The organism is Pseudoalteromonas sp. H103, assembly GCF_001469205.1.
Taxonomy (GTDB): Bacteria; Pseudomonadota; Gammaproteobacteria; order Enterobacterales; family Alteromonadaceae; genus Pseudoalteromonas; species Pseudoalteromonas carrageenovora.
Genome location: NZ_LOFG01000002.1, coordinates 42,723 through 61,515, shown reverse-complemented (window position 1 = coordinate 61,515; position 18,793 = coordinate 42,723). Strand labels below are relative to the sequence as shown.

Here is an 18,793-nt window from a genome sequence, read left to right as displayed (position 1 = left end):
ATGAGTACAGAATTACTAATAAATGTCACGCCAAGTGAAAGCCGTGTTGCCCTGATCGAAAATGGTGTACTTCAAGAAATCCAATTAGAGCGAATTGGGAACCTCGGTATTGTAGGCAATATTTACCTAGGAAAAATTAGCCGTGTTTTACCCGGTATGCAAGCCGCATTTGTAGATATAGGCCTAGATAAAGCTGCTTTTTTGCACGCTTCAGATATTGTAAACAGCGCCTCAATTGTTGAAGGTGTTGACGACGAGCCTATTAAAAAAGTACAAGATATTCGCGAGCTTGTCCGCCAAGGGCAATACATTATGGTACAAGTGGTTAAAGACCCATTAGGTACTAAAGGCGCAAGGCTCACCACCGATATCACTATTCCATCTCGCTACTTAGTATTTATGCCAGATGCTACCCATGTAGGCGTAAGCCAGCGTATAGAAACAGAAGAAGAGCGCTCACGCCTTAAAAAAATAGTTGCTGAATATGGCGACGATAATGGCAGCTTTATTGTGCGTACCGCTGCCGAAGGGGCAAGTGAAGAAGAGCTACGTCACGATGCTGGTTTTTTAAGAAAGCTTTGGGAGAGAATTACTTCTCGTAGGCAAAAAACCAGTAAAGCCAGTATTTTGCATGAAGATTTAACGCTCGCTTTTAGAACCCTACGTGATTACGTAGGTGAGGACATGGAGCGTATTAGAGTCGACTCAAAGCTGACTTATGAAGAGCTAAAGTTATTTACAGAAGAGTTTGTACCGCTGCTTTCTCAAGTTTTAGAGTACTACCCGGGCGAGCGACCTATTTTTGATTTGTTTGATGTTGAAACAGAAATTCAAAAAGCACTACACCGTAAGGTAACGCTTAAATCGGGTGGTTATATTATTATTGACCAAACTGAAGCGATGACCACGGTTGATGTAAATACGGGGGCATTTGTAGGCCATCGTAATTTAGAAGAGACTATTTTTAATACCAATGTAGAGGCAACGTCAGCAATTGCGCGTCAGCTTAGACTGCGTAATTTAGGCGGTATTATCATAATCGACTTTATTGATATGGTAAGTGAAGATCATAAGCGCCGTGTATTGCACTCTCTTGAGTCAGCGCTTGCAAAAGATCGCACTAAAACAAATATTAATGGCCTTTCTGCGCTTGGCCTTGTTGAAATGACACGTAAACGAACGCGTGAAAGCTTAGAACATGTTTTGTGTGATGTTTGCCCTGCGTGTTCAGGACGCGGATCGCAAAAAACAGTAGAGACCGTTTGCTACGAAATTTTACGTGAAATAGTGCGTGTAAATCGAGCTTATGCAGCCGACAAGTTTATGGTTTACGCGGCACCAGCAGTGAGTGAGGCATTACTGAATGATGAGTATCATAACCTGGCTGAGCTTGAACTATTTATAGGAAAGCAAGTCAACATTCAAACAGAGAGCTTATACAGCCAAGAGCAGTTTGATGTGGTAATGATGTAATGAAAGCAAAAGCGGTCTGTTTTTTTTGTTTTAGGAAGTTATGGCAAACCTGCGCCATAATTTTAGTATTACTGGCCGTTATTGTTTCAATCTTAAAGTACACTCTTCCTTATGCGAACGATTACAAAGGAAATATAGAAACCTACCTTCACGATAAGTTTGCAATTAGTCTATCAATAGGCGAAATATCTGCAAGCTGGCAGGGCAATGGCCCTGCTCTTGTGCTTGAAGATTTATCGTTTAAAGATAACGAAACCGCCCCTATTTCACTCACCATTGCTAAAACTAGCCTAGAGCTTAATTTGTGGGAAAGCTTAAAATCCTTTCAGCTAAAATCTAATTACTTTGTTATCAATGGTTTTCATACAAGCGTAAAGGTCGAAAATTTATTACAAAGCAATGATGAAGAAGAAGTATCGTTTGAGCAAAAAGAGCTAATAGAAGAGCTATTTTTAGGTGAAACAGGCCACTTTGCAATAGAAAACTCTAGTATTAGTTTTATTTTAGAAGATGGCAAAGAGCGTAAACTACTTTTAAAAAATATTGTATGGCAAAACGAAAATGAGCAGCACTTAGGCAGTGGGAGTTTAGCGTTACCGGGTATCTCCGTTGGAAACTTTGATGCACGCATCGCACTTACTGGCGATACTATTGAGCAAGTAGCAGGCAATATGTATGTACACGCTAATAAGGTCGATGTATCTAATTGGCTAGCGCAATATATTAATACCGAAAAACAGCAGCTGCACAGTGATATTAATTTACAAGCTTGGCTAAAATTAAATAAAGGCTTAGTGAGCGACGTAAAAATGCAGTGGCTACCAAGCTTTGTGCGCTGGCAACGAGAAGAGCAAAGTCAGCAAGTAAGCCTAAGCGAAGGTGGTTTTCATTTATACCCCGAGCAAAATAGTTGGCATTTAAAAAGTACCGGCTTAACGTTTAATAGTAACGATAAAGCATGGCCAAGCCTTGAGTTTGAAGCGCAACTAGGTAAACAAAATAAAGTATGGCTTCAGCAAGTTGATTTAGAGCTATTAAGTAATTTGGCAGGGCTCAGTAATTTTAATGATTTAGAGGCGTTACTTGCGCGCCAACCAAGTGGGCAAATAGATCAAGCTTATTTAAGCTTTAGCAGTGCACAGCATTGGCAGTTATGGTTTGAGGCAAACAATATAGGCTGGCAAGAGTTAAACTCTGTACCAGCAGCACAAGCACTTAGAGTTGATGGATTGCTTACGCAAAGCCGCGGCCGAATAAACCTATTTGGAGAAAATGGTACGCTGGTAACGGGCGAGAGCTTTAGTGGCGATATTAATTATAACCAACTCAATATTGAACTTGATTTAGCTAAACGTACAAACGGCTGGCAAATAAACAGCGATAATATTTGGTTTGATAATAACGAAGTGACACTCGCCGCTGAGTTACAAATTAGCTTAGGCGATGAGCCTCGTTTAGATCTTTACGCTGAAGCATTTGCACCTGATGCCAAAATTGCAGGGCATTACTTTCCATTAAAAGCGATGAGCCCAGGCTTAGTGAGTTACTTAAATGGTGCGATTAAAGGGGGCGAAGTATCTAAAGCGCAAGTGCTATTTGCAGGGCCGCTCTCAGGTTTTCCATTTATAGATGGTAGTGGACAGTTCGATGTTTTAGCACAAATAGATAACGCCACTTACCAGTTTGATCCAAACTGGCCTACGGTCACTAACGCCAACATACAATTACATTTTGCTAATGAGCGAATGGACATTTATAGCCAGCAAGGCCAATTAGTTAATTTAGAGCTCGGTAATAGCGTAAAAGTAAGTATTGCCGATTTAATGAATGCCGATGAACTAATAGTACAAATTGATAAAAAAGCGCCGATGGAAAAGTTACATGACTTTTTTGTTGCCACACCAATAGCAAACCCCCTAGCTAATATTTTTGAAGTTGTGCAAGGAAAAGGCGAAGTCGAGGCCAGTATAGAGCTATTAGTTGGTGATAAATTTAAAGGTGGCGCGAGTGTTAGTGGCAAAGTGGCACTTAAAGACTTACCACTTTACATTGCAAACCCAGGTATTGAACTTGAAAAACTAAATGGCGAACTGACTTTTAAAAACGACAATATTCGTTTAAATAACGCCACTGCAACGTGGCTTGGCATGCCGATAAAAATTGATTACAACAGCCAAAGTGAAGCAAAAGATTACACCGCAAATATTAATATTAAAGCGCAACTAGATGCAGATACGTTAATCGCTAAAGCTCAAGGCATATTAAAAGGCTACTTAAGCGGACAAAGTGAGGTAGATATTGGCCTTACATTAAACTTTACCGAACAAGGCTTTAATTACCGCGCTCAAGTAAACTCTGAACTGCTGGGTTTAACAAGTACCTTACCCGCGCCTTATAACAAAACTAGTCAGCAAGTTTGGCCGCTTGATGGGGTAGTGCAAGGTGATGATATTTCCAACCTGATCACTGCCAATGCTAACCAACAGCTATTTTTTAATGCTATTTTAGAAAGTGGGAAGCCACAGTTTAGCAATGTTAACATTGTACTAGGTAAGCAAGATTTAGGGCTTAACCAAAAAGATTTAAGTGTAAATATAAACCTCGAAAAAACTAAATTATCTCCTTGGATAGAATTAATAGATCAAATTATACATGCCGCACAGTCTAAGCCTGATACGCAATCACAAGGCATTGTGCCGCCACTTAGCGAAGTCGTTGCAAATATAAACACGCTTGATGCAAGTAATATTATTTTTAACGATTTTGAAATGCGTTTAGCGCCGGCGCAAAGCGACTTATTTTTGAAATTAAATGCAAAGGAGTTGCGTGCAGGAGTACACATTCCTACATCACAACCTAGCCAACCAATTAGAATTAACGCTGATTACTTAAGGCTTAACTTTGCTGAAAAAGTAGAGCAAGCGCTTGAAGTCACAGACGTACTCCCAAAAGAAGATTTAAATTGGCTTACTAAAGTGCCCGCAATTGAGTTTGAATGCAGTGATTGTAAAATATCGAGTTACCAGCTTGATAAAGTGAGCGCGTCGCTTGTTGGCGATGGTAAGCGTTTATCAATTTCAGAGCTCGTGGTGGATAAAGGCGATCATATACTTCGTACTAGTGGTCAGTGGCAAAACGGGTTAACACAGCTCAGTGGAGAGCTTAAAAGTGATGATATAGGTGCGCTGTTTGATGAGTTTGATATAACCACAGCCATTAAAGATTCTAAAGCAGATCTTAATTATGATCTTACTTGGCAAGCAGCCCCCTATGATTTTGATGTTAAAAGCCTAAGTGGCGAGGTAGATTGGGATTTAGGAGAAGGGCACTTAACTGAAATTAGTGATGGTGGCGCTCGCGTATTTTCATTGCTTAGCCTTGATTCGTTAGTGCGTAAGCTAAAGCTTGATTTTAGAGATGTATTTTCAAAAGGTTTTTTTTACAATAGCATGCAAGGCACTATGCAATTAGAAGACGGCATTGCTTATACAAAAGATACTAAAATGGATGGTGTACCCGCCGATTTAACTATTAAAGGCTATGCAAATTTAAACACCCTCGATATAGATTATGACCTAGCAGTAGCACCGCAAGTTACCTCAAGTATTCCTGTAATAGTGGCTTGGATGGTAAACCCTGTGACGGGGCTTGCAGCACTGGCTCTTGATAAAGTAATTCATTCAGCCAGAGTGATCTCAGAGATCAATTTTAAGGTGACAGGTAAAATGAACGATCCGGTGGTACAAGAACTTGATAGGAAAAGCCGTGAAGTTACTTTGCCACAAGCGGCCCAAAACCAACCTCAAGCATCTACAGAGCTACGCCTAAAAGACGCAGAACTATCGGCAACGCAATGATTGAGCACTCACCATGTATAGTTGCGCTACAAATGTGCTCTGGTTTAAATGCAGATGATAACATGCGTGATTTGGTCAGTAGTCTTAACACACTGCCCACAGCACGCCCTATGTTGGTGTGTTTACCTGAAGCTTTTTTAGTTTTTAGTAAAAGTGGTCACGATACCTTAGCCGTTGCTAAAAAAGCCGAGCATTACAAACAGCAGCTAAGTGCACTTTGTAAAGAGCATAATATTTGGTTGAGCGCAGGCACAATGCCACAGCTTTATAATGAGCATAAATATTTTGCTGCCTCACATTTATTTAATAGCCTAGGTGAGTGCGTTGCAACGTATAATAAAATTCACTTGTTTGATGTAAACGTTGCAGATCAAACGGGTAGTTACCGCGAATCAGATTTTACTCAAGCAGGTAATGAAGTCGTCGTTGTAGACTCCCCCTTTGGTAAAATTGGCTTAACAGTATGTTATGATCTGCGTTTCAGTGGGTTATTTAATGAACTTGCTCGCCAAGGCGCTGAGATTATTTTAGTACCCAGTGCCTTTACAGTTCCTACAGGGCTGGCACACTGGCAGCCGTTATTAACGGCGCGTGCAATAGAAACACAATGTTATGTAATTGCCGCTGCGCAATACGGAACACATCAAAATGGCCGACAAACCTATGGCCACAGCATTATTATTTCACCGTGGGGCGAGCAACTTTCAGTGCTGCCAAGCGGAGTTGGGTTTATAAGCGGTCACGCAGATTTAAACCAGTTAAATAAAATTAGAAGAGATATGCCTGTGCAATCTCATCAACGATTTAGAGAGCATTTATTATGAATTCGGTTGAACAGCATTTATTACACGACAGCCAGCTAAATCGAGAAGAACTCGAAAAAACGCTTGGCTATATTCATCAGCATAAAGTGGATTACGCCGATTTATACTTCCAATCAAGCCATCACGAATCGTGGGTGCTTGAAGACGGTTTAGTTAAAGAAGGCTCATACAATGTTGAACGTGGTGTAGGTGTACGTGCAGTAAGCGGCGAAAAAACAGGTTTTTCTTACTCTGATGCAATAAACCTAGAAGCGTTAAATAAGGCGGCTACTGCGGCTCGTAGCATCGCAGATGCTGGCGAAGATAAAGCAATAAAAGTATTTAGTGATGTAAAAGCAAAAGAGCAATTTGCGCCGCATCAACCAATTTCAAGCATGAGCGATAACGACAAAGTAAGCTTATTACGTGAGCTTGAAAACTACATTCGTGAACTCGCACCTGATGCAGAGCAAGTAATTAGCTCAATGTCGGCAGTGTACGAAGAGGTATTGATTGCTGCAAGCGACGGTACATTCGCCACCGATATTCGTCCTCTTATTCGTTTAAACTGCTCAGTACTGCTTGAAAAAGACGGCCGTCGTGAACGCGGTGGCGCAGGCGGTGGCGCGCGTTTAGATTACGGTTATTTTAAAGAATTAGTTGATGGTAAACCGCGTTGGATGGAATTTGCAGAAGAAGCGGTACGTCAAGCTAAAGTAAACCTTGAGGCCATTGATGCACCAGCAGGTACTATGGAAGTTGTACTTGGCAATGGGTGGCCTGGCGTGCTTTTACACGAAGCAGTAGGGCATGGCCTTGAAGGCGACTTTAACCGTAAAGGCGCATCAGCATTTAGCGGCAAAGTAGGGCAAAAAGTAGCGTCAGAGTTATGTACCGTTGTTGATGATGGCACAATGGTAGACCGCCGAGGTTCACTAAATGTAGATGATGAAGGTACACCGGCTGCGTACAATGTACTTATCGAAAATGGTATTTTAAAAGGCTACATGCAAGATAAGCTAAACGCACGTTTAATGGGTGTAAACCCAACCGGTAACGCACGTCGTGAGTCTTATGCGCATTTACCAATGCCACGTATGACTAACACCTACATGTTGGGTGGAGAGCACAGCCAAGCCGATATTATAAGCTCAGTTAAAAAAGGCGTTTTTGCACCAAACTTTGGTGGCGGACAGGTAGATATTACCTCTGGTAAGTTTGTGTTTAGCGCATCAGAAGCGTATTTAATCGAAAATGGTAAAATTACCCAGCCAATTAAAGGCGCAACGCTAATTGGTAACGGCCCAGAGGTTATGCAGCAAATCTCTATGGTGGGTAACGACCTTGCGCTTGATAAAGGCGTTGGTGTATGTGGTAAAGATGGCCAAAGCGTACCAGTAGGCGTGGGTCAGCCAAGTCTTAAAATTGATGAGCTTACTGTTGGCGGTACAGCTTAAATATTGCCAAGCGCGAAATGAATTCGCGCTTTTTTTGACGAAGGTAAAGTTTAGGCTTTTCCTTCATCCTCTTTATTCTTTTTAGCCTCTTCGTACCATAATGCAAAAAAACACTCTGTTAATTTGTGCTCTATTTCAAGCGCTTTATCGGTTGGGCAAAATAGCGTAAAGCTTGCTTTAAATTCACCTAATTCAGTGGTGCCAAAATGTATAACAGGCTCTGGTCCTGATATTTTTGCATCTAACTTTCGTTCAATCATTGAGTTATAGCGACTGGCTACTTCTTCAAATTCTTCGCAGTATTGTTTTGCTTTTTCAGTGAGAGTGTCGTGAATAGGGTAGGGATTAAAGCTCTCTCTGCGCACAATAGTAAAGTGATGGGTTGCAAAGCGTTTTACAAAGTTTAAGTTTTTAATAGAGCTGGTAATAAGCTTATTGTTTGGAATATAAATAGTCTTTCTTGAAAACTGATATGTATGTATATCAATTTCATGCATAGTGGTTTTTATCCAATCGGTTTCGGCTACTTCACCAAAATAATCACCTACTTGTATCCAATCTCCCACTCTAAATGGGCGCGTTGTTACAAGATAAAAAAAGCCGATAACACACTGAATAAACTCACGTGTTGCAAGCACAATAGCAACTGCAAAGGCTGCAATTGAAAGAGCAAAATTTTGAATTTCAGTCGACCACACAAATAATAGCGATAGCACCATTACAAAGTTAATAAAGTGCTTAATATTGTGTGATATATACCTGATGTCTTTTTCTTTTTTTTCAGCACGGTTTTTTGCTAGCTTATCTACAAGTACTTTTAAAACAAAAGCAACAACAAGTAAAAGCAGCGAAATAAGAAATGGATGAGACAAAATATCTTTAAGCATAAATTCCAAAACACGAGTAAATCTAAACACTAGTATATTGATTTATTAAATCAATTAGCAAACTTAACTTCAATGAGATGAAGTCGGTTGAGATTACAGCTTCACCAATAGGATGAGGATACTAGTTATTAAGTTGCTTGCGACACAAAAGTACAAGCTCAAAAGCTGAAATTAAAATTAAAGTATAACCAAGTGTTTCTATCCCTTCTTCTACAATGTTTTTAACTACACGTACGTAGCTATCACCCATTATAGAGTGCCAAAATGCCCCTTTGCCCATCATACGAGAAAAAGCTAAAAGCGTAACTAAACCAGATAAGCAAATTCCATAACTTGGAGTTTGCGAATAGGCTTGGATAGAGCTAAAAATAGTCCCTCTTTTTGTTATTAAGTAAACGAATATACAAGCCAGTATTGAATAAACGATAGCTTGCCAAGCGCCATCAAAAACATACATATCAAGGTATGTATCAAATTCTCTCACGAACATCATTGCAGTTAGAGTCGCTAGTAATACGCAAGCTATCTTAAGTTGCGAGTTAATACGTGAGGCATAAAAAAACAGAATAGAACTTAGAAGCGTTAAAATATCTTGCATGTGTTCAGTAAGTGTTTCTTCGCTATAAAGTGCATTTTGCTGTAATTCGAAGCCTTCAAGCTGAATTAATGAAGCCACGCCAGCTAAGCATAATAAGTAAATAAAAGATCGCAGTAAAAACATGATAAAACCAAATTGGTGACAATACGCGAGATTTTAATTACAAAAAGGACTGAAAGCCAAAACATTATGGAAACTTTTTTTATATTTTTCGGTCTAATATTTTTGGTGTTAAATTAATGGGTTAGATGTATATTTAATGTGTTTGTGATGTTTTGTTTGTAATAGTTTTAGTATGATTGTTGTGCATTAAAGTATAAATATACTGAGCATAAAAAAGCCCTTACTAAATAAATAGTAAAGGCTATTGTAGTTTCAAGTCGATGCTTAGCGCATAGTAACAAATTCTTCTGAGCCTGTTGGGTGTAAAGCCACAACAGCATCAAAATCAGCTTTAGTCGCGCCCATTTTCATGGCCACTGCAAAACCTTGAATCATTTCATCAACTGCAAAACCAATTCCGTGCAGGCCAACTACTTTTTCCTCTGGACCAGCACACACTAGTTTCATTTTACAAGGCTGGCGGTGTTTAGTTACTGCAGTGTACATCGCCGTAAAACCAGATTGATAAATTTTAACGTTTTCTTCGCCATACTGAGAAATAGCTTCTTGTTCAGTTAGGCCAATAGTACCAATTGGTGGATGGCTAAATACAACTGTTGGAACTAAGTTGTAATCCATTTTTAAATCATCAGGGAGTTCTTTATTAAATAAACGCTCTGATAAAGTACGCCCCGCTTTAACAGCTACAGGCGTAAGCTCAATACCGTTTTCGATGATATCGCCAACAGCATAAACGTTTTTAGCAGTGGTATTTTGAAACTCATCGACTTTAACAAAACCATCGCTGTTAACTTCAACGCCAGCAGCCGCTACATTAATTGCGTCTGTTGTTGGCTGGCGGCCAATTGCCCAAATTACTTGGTCAACATTTTGGCTTTTACCATTATCTAAATGAAGCGTTACAGAGCCATCATCTTCTTTAACTAATTTATGAGGTACAGATTCAGTATGAAGAGTAGGGCCTTCAGCAGCCATAACATCAACAAGTGTTTCAACTATATAAGGGTCAAAGTTACGAAGTGGAGAGTGCTTACGAACAAACAAGTGAGTCTCTGTACCTAGGCCATGTAAAACCCCAGCAAGCTCAACCGCAATGTAACCAGCACCAATTACAGCAACGCGCTTAGGCTGCTCTTTTAGCTCAAAAAAGCCATTAGAATCAATACCGTGTTCAGCACCTTCAATATTAGGGATACTTGGGCGCCCACCTACAGCAATTAAAATATGATCAGCGGTGTAATGCTCGCCGTTTACTTCAACCGTTTTGTTGTCTACAAATTTAGCAAACCCTTTAATTACAGTAACGCCGTTACTTGCAAGGCCACTATCGTAACCTTTATGAATTCGGCCAATGTAGGCTTCACGGCTTTCTACTAATTTGCTCCAATCAAAGCCTTTAACTTCAACATTAAAACCATAGTCAGGTGCATATAAATTAATTGCTTCAGCAACTTGAGCACCGTGCCACATAACTTTCTTAGGCACACAACCTACATTTACACAGGTGCCGCCCATGTGTTTTGCTTCAATAAGTGCAACTTTAGCGCCACGCATTGCTGCACGGTTTGCTGAGGCTATGCCGCCACTACCGCCACCAATTGCTATGTAATCAAAATGCTGAGCCATGTTTAATCCTCAAAAATATATTTAACTATAATGTGCCGATGATAGCATATGCTAAGTGCAAGTCACCTAAGGCGATGCTGTAAAAAACCGATAAATACAACAAACGAAATAGTTTATTATGGCGATCAGTTTTATCGTAAGCTATAACAGACCCATCAATCGAGGCTTGTATTTCATCGTTTTGCCCCAACTTCAAATTCATAGTCAATTAAATTGAGAGAATTCATGAGCGAACTACAAATTAACCCACTCATTGGCCTTGAAGGCTTACCACCATTTTCAAAAATAAAGCCAGAGTATGTAGTACCAGCACTAAAGCACGGTATTGAACAAAGTCGTAAAGCTATTGATGATGTTTTAGCTAAAGGCTCGTACACGTGGGATGATTTAGTATTACCGCTAGAAGAAGCCGATGATAAGTTATCGCGCATGTTTTCGCCGGTTTCGCATTTAAATTCTGTTATGAATAATGACGAGTTACGTCAAGCATACGAGCAGTGTTTACCGCTTATATCAGAGTATTCAACATTTGTAGGGCAGCACCAAGGTTTATATGAGGCCTATAATGCGCTTTATAATAGCGACGAATTTAAAACGCTAACGACTGCTCAGCAAAAAACAATTACTAATGCACTTCGTGACTTTAAGCTCTCGGGTATTGCACTTGGAGCTGACGATCAAAAGCGCTACGGCGAAATAAGCGTACGCTTATCTGAGCTGGCTTCTAAATTTGGTAATAATGTTATGGATGCAACACTTGCATGGCAAAAACACATTACTGACGAAAGCCAGTTAGCAGGCTTACCAGAGTCAGCTTTAGCGCTTGCAAGCGAAACGGCAAAAAGTAAAGATTTAGACGGTTGGGTATTCACGCTCGACTTTCCATCGTACTTGCCAATAATGACTTACGCAGATGATCGTGAATTACGCAGAGAAACATACACCGCATTTTGTACACGCGCATCAGATCAAGGTCCTAATGCCGGGGAATACGATAACTCAGCAATTATGAGTGAGGAGCTTGCGCTTCGTCACGAGCTTGCACAGTTATTAGGATTTAGCAGTTATGCCAAAAAATCCCTTGCAACTAAAATGGCTGAATCTCCTGAGCAAGTGTTCTCCTTTTTAGAAGACCTAGCAGCTAAATCGAAGCCACAAGCAGAGCAAGAAGTCGCAGAGCTAAAAGCCTATGCTGAGCAAAAGCATGGTATATCTGAGCTTCAAGCATGGGATTTTGGCTACTATAGTGAAAAATTAAAGCAAGAAAAATACGCTATTTCAGATGAAGTACTACGTCCGTATTTCCCTGCAAATAAAGTACTTAGCGGGTTATTTGAAACCGTTAACCGCTTATTTGGAATTACCGTAAAAGAAGTTAACGACTTTGATAGTTACCACAGCGACGTTCGTTTTTTCGAAATTTATGATAGTAGTAACGAATTACGTGGTCGTTTTTACTTAGATTTATATGCACGAGACCGCAAACGTGGTGGGGCGTGGATGGACGACTGCATGGGGCGTAAAGTACGCGCTAATGGCGAGCTACAAACACCTGTTGCATATTTAGTGTGTAACTTTAATAAAGCCGTAGGTGACAAACCTGCGCTATTTACACATGATGAAGTAACTACTTTGTTCCATGAATTTGGTCATGGTATTCACCATATGTTGACCCAAGTTGATGCTGCGCCTGTAGCCGGTATTAATGGTGTTGCATGGGATGCGGTAGAGCTGCCAAGCCAATTTTTAGAAAACTGGTGTTATGACGAAGAAGCACTTAGCTTTATTTCAGGGCATTACGAGACGGGCGAGGCGCTACCTAAAGAGTTACTAGATAAGCTATTAGCAGCTAAAAATTATAACTCAGGCATGCAAATGCTACGTCAAATTGAGTTTTCGTTATTCGACTTTAAAATCCATAACGATTACAAAGCGGGTGAGCAGTGCCAAATTCAAGCGGTATTAGATGATGTGCGTAGCCGTACCTCAGTAGTTAAACCGCCAGAGTTTAATCGTTTTCAGCATGGTTTTAGCCACATATTCGCAGGTGGTTACAGCGCGGGTTACTACTCATATAAATGGGCAGAAGTACTTTCAGCGGATGCATTTTCTAAATTTGAAGAAGAGGGCATTTTTAACGCTGAAACAGGTCAAGCCTTTATGCAAAACATTTTAGAAAAAGGCGGTAGTGAAGAACCTATGGAACTGTTCAAAAAGTTTCGTGGTCGTGAGCCAAGTGTTGACGCATTACTTCGTCACAGTGGTATAGCTGCTTAAGGCAACTTTATACCCTATTATTACTAAAGCGCCTTATGGCGCTTTTTTATTGTTTTTAGGTTTTTAACTAATAATTTTTAGTAATTTTACCTTCTCGTACTATGCTTTTAACACACCTTTTAAAATGGACTAAGGCATGGCAAAGTTGGTACTAGCAATTGATGATGATAAGTATGTTCATCATATAATTGAAGAATCTTTAGCGGGGTTTTGTAAAATAATTCATGCTAAAGATGGCGATGAAGGATTACGGCTAACTAATAAGTACAACCCTGACATTATATTACTCGATATAGAAATGCCGGGCCTTTCTGGCTACGATGTGTGTAAAACACTCAAACAAAATGAGAATACTAAAGATATTCCCGTCATGTTTCTTTCTTCAAAAGTTGAGCTAAGTGACCGCGTTAAAGGTTACAGTGTGGGTGCATCAGACTACATCATTAAACCCTTTAATGCCGAAGAACTAATAGCGCGTATTAAAGTGTTATACGAATACCGGCAGCAATGTGTAAGGCTAAAGCTCGATATTGAAAAAGCCAATAAAACTGCCGAAATGGCAATGACTGAATCTGGCGATATGGGGCGTATAATGCGTTACGTTGGGCAAAGTTATCATGCTAATAACTTTCAAACGTTGAGTGAGTATTTTTTAGCATTTTTCACGCCATTAAACTTAGATGTAGTTGTCGTTTTTTGGTACAAAAGCAAAGGTATTTTTTACAGTCAACAAAGTGGTGTATGTCCGCTTGAGCAGGAATTACTCGAGCAGCACCGACACTCAAAGCGATTTGTAGATATTGGCAGCAGTACAATAATTAATTATCCAAAAGTCTCTTTACTTATAAAAAATATGCCAATAGAAAACAGCGCGTTATATGGACGATTCAAAGATTTATTTCCGCATATTTTAGAGGTTACAAACGAAAAGGTCGTTACTATGGAAAGAAGCGAAAGTAGCTATGAGCAGGCAGCTCAAATAAGCACAGCACTGCAAGACATTGTTAAACAGCTCAATAGTCAAAATATAGCGCAAAACTCTACAACTAAAGTGTTTATAGAGCAGCTGCATGAACTTGACTGTGCTGTAAAACACCAAAAAGAGCTGGCTAATCATGCCGACTTAACCCTTTATATTTCTCAGCTTGACGAAACGATGCAATTATTCGCTTCAGCAAATAGTGACTTAGCATTTATTAAGTATCAGCTAAAACAGGTTACAGAGAGCCGTAACGAGCTGCTTGCAAATTTACGTAGCAAAGCCGAAGCCGCGCAGCAAAATATTAATCATCATAATGATATAGAGCTATTTTAGGGCGTTAACGCTTGTTATACTGAAGGCGTATTTTATCGTCGGAGTGTGAAGTGGTTATTCAGTGTGCTTTTAAAGAGTTGCGCCCATATTTAAATGAGCTAGAAACGCGTTTTAACTTAGCCCAATGGGCACAAAGTTGCAGCGGCTTTAGCTTACATTATGACGATAAAGGGTTGAGCCTTTTAAAAACGGATGAGCCAAAATTAGGCGCCATTAATGTAGACTTTGTAACAGGCGCAGTTGCTCACAGGCGTAAATTTGGTGGTGGTAAAGGCCAATCGATAGCTAAAGCGGTTGGGCTAAATAAAGGGGCAACTCCCGTTGTACTCGATGCCACCGCAGGCCTTGGGCGAGATGGCTTTGTACTTGCCTCCCTAGGCTGTAAAGTAATATTACACGAGCGCCACCCGGTAGTAGCCGCTTTATTGTATGATGGTTTAAAGCGTGCCTATGACGACATTGAAATAGGCCCTTGGATGCAACAAAATATGAGCCTTATATTTGGCTCAAGCCATACATTACTTGAGCAGTGCGAGAGTATGCCTGATGTAGTGTATTTAGATCCTATGTTCCCAAACCGTGAAAAATCAGCCTTAGTAAAAAAGGAAATGCGTGTATTTCAAGAGCTTGTTGGCGCAGATACCGACGCGGATGGTTTACTCGATTTTGCCTATCCACTTGCCAGTAAGCGCGTTGTAGTAAAACGCCCTGATTACGCACCGTTTTTAAATAACAAAACCCCAAGCATGCAAATTAAAACCAAAAAGAATCGGTTTGACGTTTATGTAAAAGCGGCCATGGTTTAAAGGCTGCTATTACGTTAGCTGATCGGCCTTAAGGATCTAGGATCTTATGTGGGTTTCATGTTAGAATTCGCGCAATTTTTTGGCATAGTTAAGTAGCACAGCAATGATCTTAGATGATATTCGCATCGTTTTAGTAAATACCTCACACTCAGGCAATATTGGTTCTGCGGCTCGCGCCATGAAAACCATGGGGTTATCAAAACTTTATTTAGTTGATCCTGCCTGTGAAGTAGACAGCCATGCAAGCGCACTTGCAGCAGGTGCTACAGATGTTTTAGGTAACGCGGTTATTGTTGATACAGTAGCAGATGCTATTGCTGATTGTGCGTTAACAATTGGTACAAGTGCACGTTCGCGAACGCTATCTTGGCCTATGGTTGAACCTCGTGAATGTGGTGAAAAACTAGTTGCTGAGGCTGTAAATGGCCCAGTAGCGCTTGTATTTGGCCGTGAAAATAGTGGCTTAACTAACGAAGAGCTACAACTTTGTAATTACCATGTATGTATTCCTGCAAACCCACAATACAGTTCGCTTAATTTAGCAATGGCAGTACAAACACTGAGCTACGAAACGCGTATGGCATTTTTAAATCAACAGCCTGCAAAGGTTGAAGAAGACGATGCTGTTTACCCAAGCTCAAAACAAACAGAGCTTTTTTACGACCACCTTGAAGACACGCTTTTCAAAACAGGCTTCATTATTAAACAACATCCAGGCTTAGTGATGACTAAGTTACGCCGTTTGTTTAACCGTGCTCGTCCTGAAGATGCCGAAATGAATATTTTACGCGGTATTCTTACATCAATTAATAAGTCTATTCCTAAGTAAGGTATAGCTATTGGTTATAAAAACCACGGTTAAATAGCTAGCTAATACTTGACTAAAATACTCAGGTAATTACAATGGCTGTAATACCTGACCAAACAGGTCAAGTATTAAAAGTTTGTTAATGTACTTAGCTCAACGCGAGGTACTTTTTAATCAAATTCTTATCAAGTGATAATACTTGACTATTTTACTCTGGTAATTAAAATTTGCACTCTTTTGTGCAGGGGGCGTTATGAAGTTAACATCAAAAGGCAGATACGCCGTTACAGCTATGCTGGATGTTGCACTACATGCAAGTGTAGGTCCTGTAGCCCTTGCTGATATTTCACAAAGACAAGAGATTTCTTTGTCTTACCTTGAACAATTATTTGCTCGTTTACGTAAAAATGGCCTAGTAAGTTCTGTTCGTGGACCTGGTGGTGGTTATTTACTAGGACGAGAAGCGAATGCAATTTCGGTTGGCGATGTAATTAGCGCCGTAGACGAATCGGTAGACGCAACACGTTGTCAAGGTGCCGATACCGGCTGTCAGAGTGGTATGCGTTGCTTAACTCATAACTTATGGTCTGATTTAAGTGCGCGTATAGAAGAATTTTTGAATAATATTACCCTTGCTGAATTGGTGGAAAAATCAGATGTGAAAGAAATCGCATCGCGCCAAGATAACAGTATCAACAATGCAATTAAGCAGTTGGAAAACATTCAAGTAAGCTGTCAACTTTAAGGTTGACCCGCAGCGGAGAGAGAAATGAAGTTACCGATTTATTTAGATTACGCAGCTACCACGCCTGTTGATGAGCGTGTTGCAAAAGAAATGATGCAATGCCTTACAATGGACGGTAATTTTGGTAATCCTGCGTCACGTTCGCACCGTTTTGGTTGGCAAGCTGAAGAAGTTGTTGATCAAGCGCGTACAGATATTGCTGATCTAATCAATGCAGACCCACGTGAAATTGTTTTCACATCGGGTGCAACAGAATCAAACAACCTTGCAATTAAAGGTGCTGCACAGTTTTACAAAAAGAAAGGTAAGCACGTTATTACCGCTAAAACTGAGCATAAAGCAGTAATCGATACATGCCGTGAATTAGAACGCCAAGGTTTTGATGTTACGTATATGGACGTTGAAGAAAACGGTCTGTTAGATCTTAAAAAGCTTGAAGACACTATGCGTGAAGACACCGTGCTTGTAAGCATCATGCATGTAAATAACGAGCTAGGTGTAATTCAAGACATCAACACAATTGGCGAAATGTGTCGTGAACGTAAAATTATGTTCCACGTAGATGCAGCGCAAAGTGCAGGTAAAGTATTAATCGACGTACAACAACTTAAAGTTGATTTTATGTCGTTCTCTGGTCATAAAGTATATGGCCCTAAAGGTGTTGGTGCACTTTACGTTCGTCGTAAGCCACGTGCTCGCCTTGAAGCTCAAATGCACGGTGGCGGCCATGAACGTGGTATGCGCTCTGGCACATTAGCTACTCACCAATTAGTGGGTATGGGTGCAGCATTTAGAATTGCTAAGCAAGATTTTGAAAAAGATCACGCACATATCAGTGCATTACGTAAGCGTCTAATTGACGGCATTATGGCTGATATGGACGAGGTTTACTTTAACGGCGCACAAGATCAGTCAGTACCAGGTATTGTAAACATCAGCTTTAACTTTGTTGAAGGTGAGTCGTTACTTATGGCAGTAAAAGACATTGCAGTATCGTCAGGTTCTGCGTGTACATCTGCAAGTTTAGAGCCTTCTTACGTACTGCGTGCGCTTGGCCGTAACGACGAATTAGCACACAGCTCAATTCGTTTTAGTATTGGTCGCTTCACAACAGAAGAAGAGATTGATTACACCGTTGAATTAATGAAAAACTCTATCGGTCGCCTACGTGAAATGTCTCCTTTATGGGAAATGCATCAAGAAGGTATTGATTTAGATTCAGTTGAATGGGCTCACCACTAATACGTGTGAGCACGTACCGTAGCAGGTAATGAGGATAGAATTATGGCTTATAGTGATAAAGTAATCGACCACGTAGAAAACCCACGTAACGTAGGTGTTCTAGATAAAAACGATCCGTCAGTGGCAACGGGTATGGTTGGCGCACCAGCATGTGGTGACGTAATGAAATTGCAAATTAAAGTATCTGCCGAAGGCGTTATTGAAGATGCAAAATTTAAAACATACGGTTGTGGTAGCGCAATAGCTTCATCTTCACTTGTAACAGAGTGGGTTAAAGGTAAAACGTTAGACGAAGCTGCAACAATTAAAAACACTGATATCAGTGCTGAGCTAGAATTACCACCAGTGAAGATTCACTGCTCAATTTTAGCCGAAGACGCAATTCAAGCAGCAATTGCAGATTACAAAAGCAAACAAGCGAACTAAGAGAAATTCATGGCAGTGACATTGACAGATGCGGCAGCAAACCGCGTACAATCATTTTTAGCAAACCGCGGTAAAGGTTTAGGCCTGCGCGTTGGCATTAAAACGACGGGCTGTTCAGGTCTTGCTTATGTACTTGAGTTTGTTGACGAGCTAAACGAAGACGATGAAACATTTGCAGCTAAAGGTGTTACCTTAATTGTTGACGCTAAAAGCCTTGTTTACATTGATGGCACAGAGCTTGACTACACTAAAGAAGGCTTAAATGAAGGGTTTAAATTTAATAACCCTAATCAAGCCGACGAGTGTGGTTGTGGCGAAAGCTTTACCGTTTAAGCTCAACTACCTTTGTA

At 40.3% G+C, this 18,793-nt stretch carries 15 protein-coding genes; 12 read left to right on the top strand and 3 right to left on the bottom strand.

What is annotated here, in order from left to right:
* From rng to tldD, 4 genes are read left to right on the top strand one after another with little or no spacing between them, the layout of a single operon-like run.
* Entirely contained in the window at positions 1-1,473 is a 1,473-nt protein-coding gene (rng, locus tag ATS74_RS03520; RefSeq protein WP_058547573.1) for a ribonuclease G, read from the top strand.
* Positions 1,473-5,330, top strand: coding sequence for a YhdP family protein (locus ATS74_RS03515; RefSeq protein ID WP_058547572.1), 3,858 nt, complete (start codon positions 1,473-1,475; stop codon positions 5,328-5,330). Before rng ends, ATS74_RS03515 begins: the two co-directional genes overlap by 1 nt.
* Positions 5,327-6,154, top strand: coding sequence for a carbon-nitrogen hydrolase family protein (locus tag ATS74_RS03510; RefSeq protein WP_058547571.1), 828 nt, complete (start codon positions 5,327-5,329; stop codon positions 6,152-6,154). Before ATS74_RS03515 ends, ATS74_RS03510 begins: the two co-directional genes overlap by 4 nt.
* Positions 6,151-7,590 carry a metalloprotease TldD gene (tldD, locus tag ATS74_RS03505; RefSeq protein ID WP_058547570.1) on the top strand — a complete coding sequence of 480 codons (1,440 nt, stop codon included), beginning with the start codon at positions 6,151-6,153 and terminating at the stop codon, positions 7,588-7,590. The genes ATS74_RS03510 and tldD overlap by 4 nt, the downstream gene beginning before the upstream one ends.
* 50 nt (positions 7,591-7,640) lie before the next feature.
* Here the strand turns inward: tldD and ATS74_RS03500 are convergent, their stop codons facing one another.
* The 3 genes from ATS74_RS03500 to gorA all read right to left on the bottom strand — a co-directional run bounded on the left by ATS74_RS03500 (position 7,641) and on the right by gorA (position 10,824).
* A complete protein-coding gene (locus tag ATS74_RS03500) occupies positions 7,641-8,477 on the bottom strand; it encodes a mechanosensitive ion channel family protein (RefSeq protein WP_058547569.1) in 837 nt (278 codons plus the stop codon).
* 121 nt (positions 8,478-8,598) lie between these two features.
* Entirely contained in the window at positions 8,599-9,198 is a 600-nt protein-coding gene (locus ATS74_RS03495) for a hypothetical protein (protein ID WP_058547568.1), read from the bottom strand.
* Positions 9,199-9,462: 264 nt separating this feature from the next.
* Positions 9,463-10,824 carry a glutathione-disulfide reductase gene (gene gorA / locus ATS74_RS03490; RefSeq protein WP_058547567.1) on the bottom strand — a complete coding sequence of 454 codons (1,362 nt, stop codon included), beginning with the start codon at positions 10,822-10,824 and terminating at the stop codon, positions 9,463-9,465.
* Between the two features lie 225 nt (positions 10,825-11,049).
* Between gorA and prlC the strand changes: the two genes are divergently transcribed.
* From prlC to iscA, 8 genes are all read left to right on the top strand, one after another.
* Positions 11,050-13,101 (top strand): oligopeptidase A, encoded by a 2,052-nt coding sequence (gene prlC, locus ATS74_RS03485; protein ID WP_058547566.1) that lies wholly within the window; start codon positions 11,050-11,052, stop codon positions 13,099-13,101.
* Between the two features lie 136 nt (positions 13,102-13,237).
* Positions 13,238-14,416 (top strand): response regulator transcription factor, encoded by a 1,179-nt coding sequence (locus ATS74_RS03480; protein ID WP_058547565.1) that lies wholly within the window; start codon positions 13,238-13,240, stop codon positions 14,414-14,416.
* Positions 14,417-14,466: 50 nt separating this feature from the next.
* Positions 14,467-15,222, top strand: a complete 756-nt coding sequence (locus ATS74_RS03475) for a class I SAM-dependent methyltransferase (RefSeq protein WP_058547564.1) — start codon at positions 14,467-14,469, stop codon at positions 15,220-15,222.
* A 103-nt stretch (positions 15,223-15,325) separates the two neighbouring features.
* The gene (trmJ, locus tag ATS74_RS03470) at positions 15,326-16,051 is read left to right on the top strand and encodes a tRNA (cytosine(32)/uridine(32)-2'-O)-methyltransferase TrmJ (RefSeq protein ID WP_058547563.1); all 726 of its coding nucleotides are present in this window, start codon (positions 15,326-15,328) and stop codon (positions 16,049-16,051) included.
* A gap of 232 nt (positions 16,052-16,283) precedes the next feature.
* Entirely contained in the window at positions 16,284-16,775 is a 492-nt protein-coding gene (gene iscR / locus ATS74_RS03465; protein WP_058547562.1) for a Fe-S cluster assembly transcriptional regulator IscR, read from the top strand.
* Between the two features lie 24 nt (positions 16,776-16,799).
* Entirely contained in the window at positions 16,800-18,017 is a 1,218-nt protein-coding gene (locus tag ATS74_RS03460; RefSeq protein ID WP_058547561.1) for an IscS subfamily cysteine desulfurase, read from the top strand.
* Between the two features lie 42 nt (positions 18,018-18,059).
* Positions 18,060-18,443 (top strand): Fe-S cluster assembly scaffold IscU, encoded by a 384-nt coding sequence (gene iscU, locus ATS74_RS03455; protein WP_058547560.1) that lies wholly within the window; start codon positions 18,060-18,062, stop codon positions 18,441-18,443.
* A gap of 9 nt (positions 18,444-18,452) precedes the next feature.
* Positions 18,453-18,776, top strand: coding sequence for an iron-sulfur cluster assembly protein IscA (gene iscA, locus ATS74_RS03450; RefSeq protein WP_006791976.1), 324 nt, complete (start codon positions 18,453-18,455; stop codon positions 18,774-18,776).
* Positions 18,777-18,793 lie beyond the last annotated feature (17 nt).

Excerpts from the sequence above, each read along its gene's own strand:
- rng (WP_058547573.1), top strand. The coding sequence starts at position 1 with ATGAGTACAGAATTACTAATAAATGTCACGCCAAGTGAAAGCCGTGTT.
- ATS74_RS03515 (WP_058547572.1), top strand. The coding sequence starts at position 1,473 with ATGAAAGCAAAAGCGGTCTGTTTTTTTTGTTTTAGGAAGTTATGGCAA.
- ATS74_RS03510 (WP_058547571.1), top strand. The coding sequence starts at position 5,327 with ATGATTGAGCACTCACCATGTATAGTTGCGCTACAAATGTGCTCTGGT.
- tldD (WP_058547570.1), top strand. The coding sequence starts at position 6,151 with ATGAATTCGGTTGAACAGCATTTATTACACGACAGCCAGCTAAATCGA.
- ATS74_RS03500 (WP_058547569.1), bottom strand. The coding sequence starts at position 8,477 with ATGCTTAAAGATATTTTGTCTCATCCATTTCTTATTTCGCTGCTTTTA.
- ATS74_RS03495 (WP_058547568.1), bottom strand. The coding sequence starts at position 9,198 with ATGTTTTTACTGCGATCTTTTATTTACTTATTATGCTTAGCTGGCGTG.
- gorA (WP_058547567.1), bottom strand. The coding sequence starts at position 10,824 with ATGGCTCAGCATTTTGATTACATAGCAATTGGTGGCGGTAGTGGCGGC.
- prlC (WP_058547566.1), top strand. The coding sequence starts at position 11,050 with ATGAGCGAACTACAAATTAACCCACTCATTGGCCTTGAAGGCTTACCA.
- ATS74_RS03480 (WP_058547565.1), top strand. The coding sequence starts at position 13,238 with ATGGCAAAGTTGGTACTAGCAATTGATGATGATAAGTATGTTCATCAT.
- trmJ (WP_058547563.1), top strand. The coding sequence starts at position 15,326 with ATGATCTTAGATGATATTCGCATCGTTTTAGTAAATACCTCACACTCA.
- iscR (WP_058547562.1), top strand. The coding sequence starts at position 16,284 with ATGAAGTTAACATCAAAAGGCAGATACGCCGTTACAGCTATGCTGGAT.
- ATS74_RS03460 (WP_058547561.1), top strand. The coding sequence starts at position 16,800 with ATGAAGTTACCGATTTATTTAGATTACGCAGCTACCACGCCTGTTGAT.
- iscU (WP_058547560.1), top strand. The coding sequence starts at position 18,060 with ATGGCTTATAGTGATAAAGTAATCGACCACGTAGAAAACCCACGTAAC.
- iscA (WP_006791976.1), top strand. The coding sequence starts at position 18,453 with ATGGCAGTGACATTGACAGATGCGGCAGCAAACCGCGTACAATCATTT.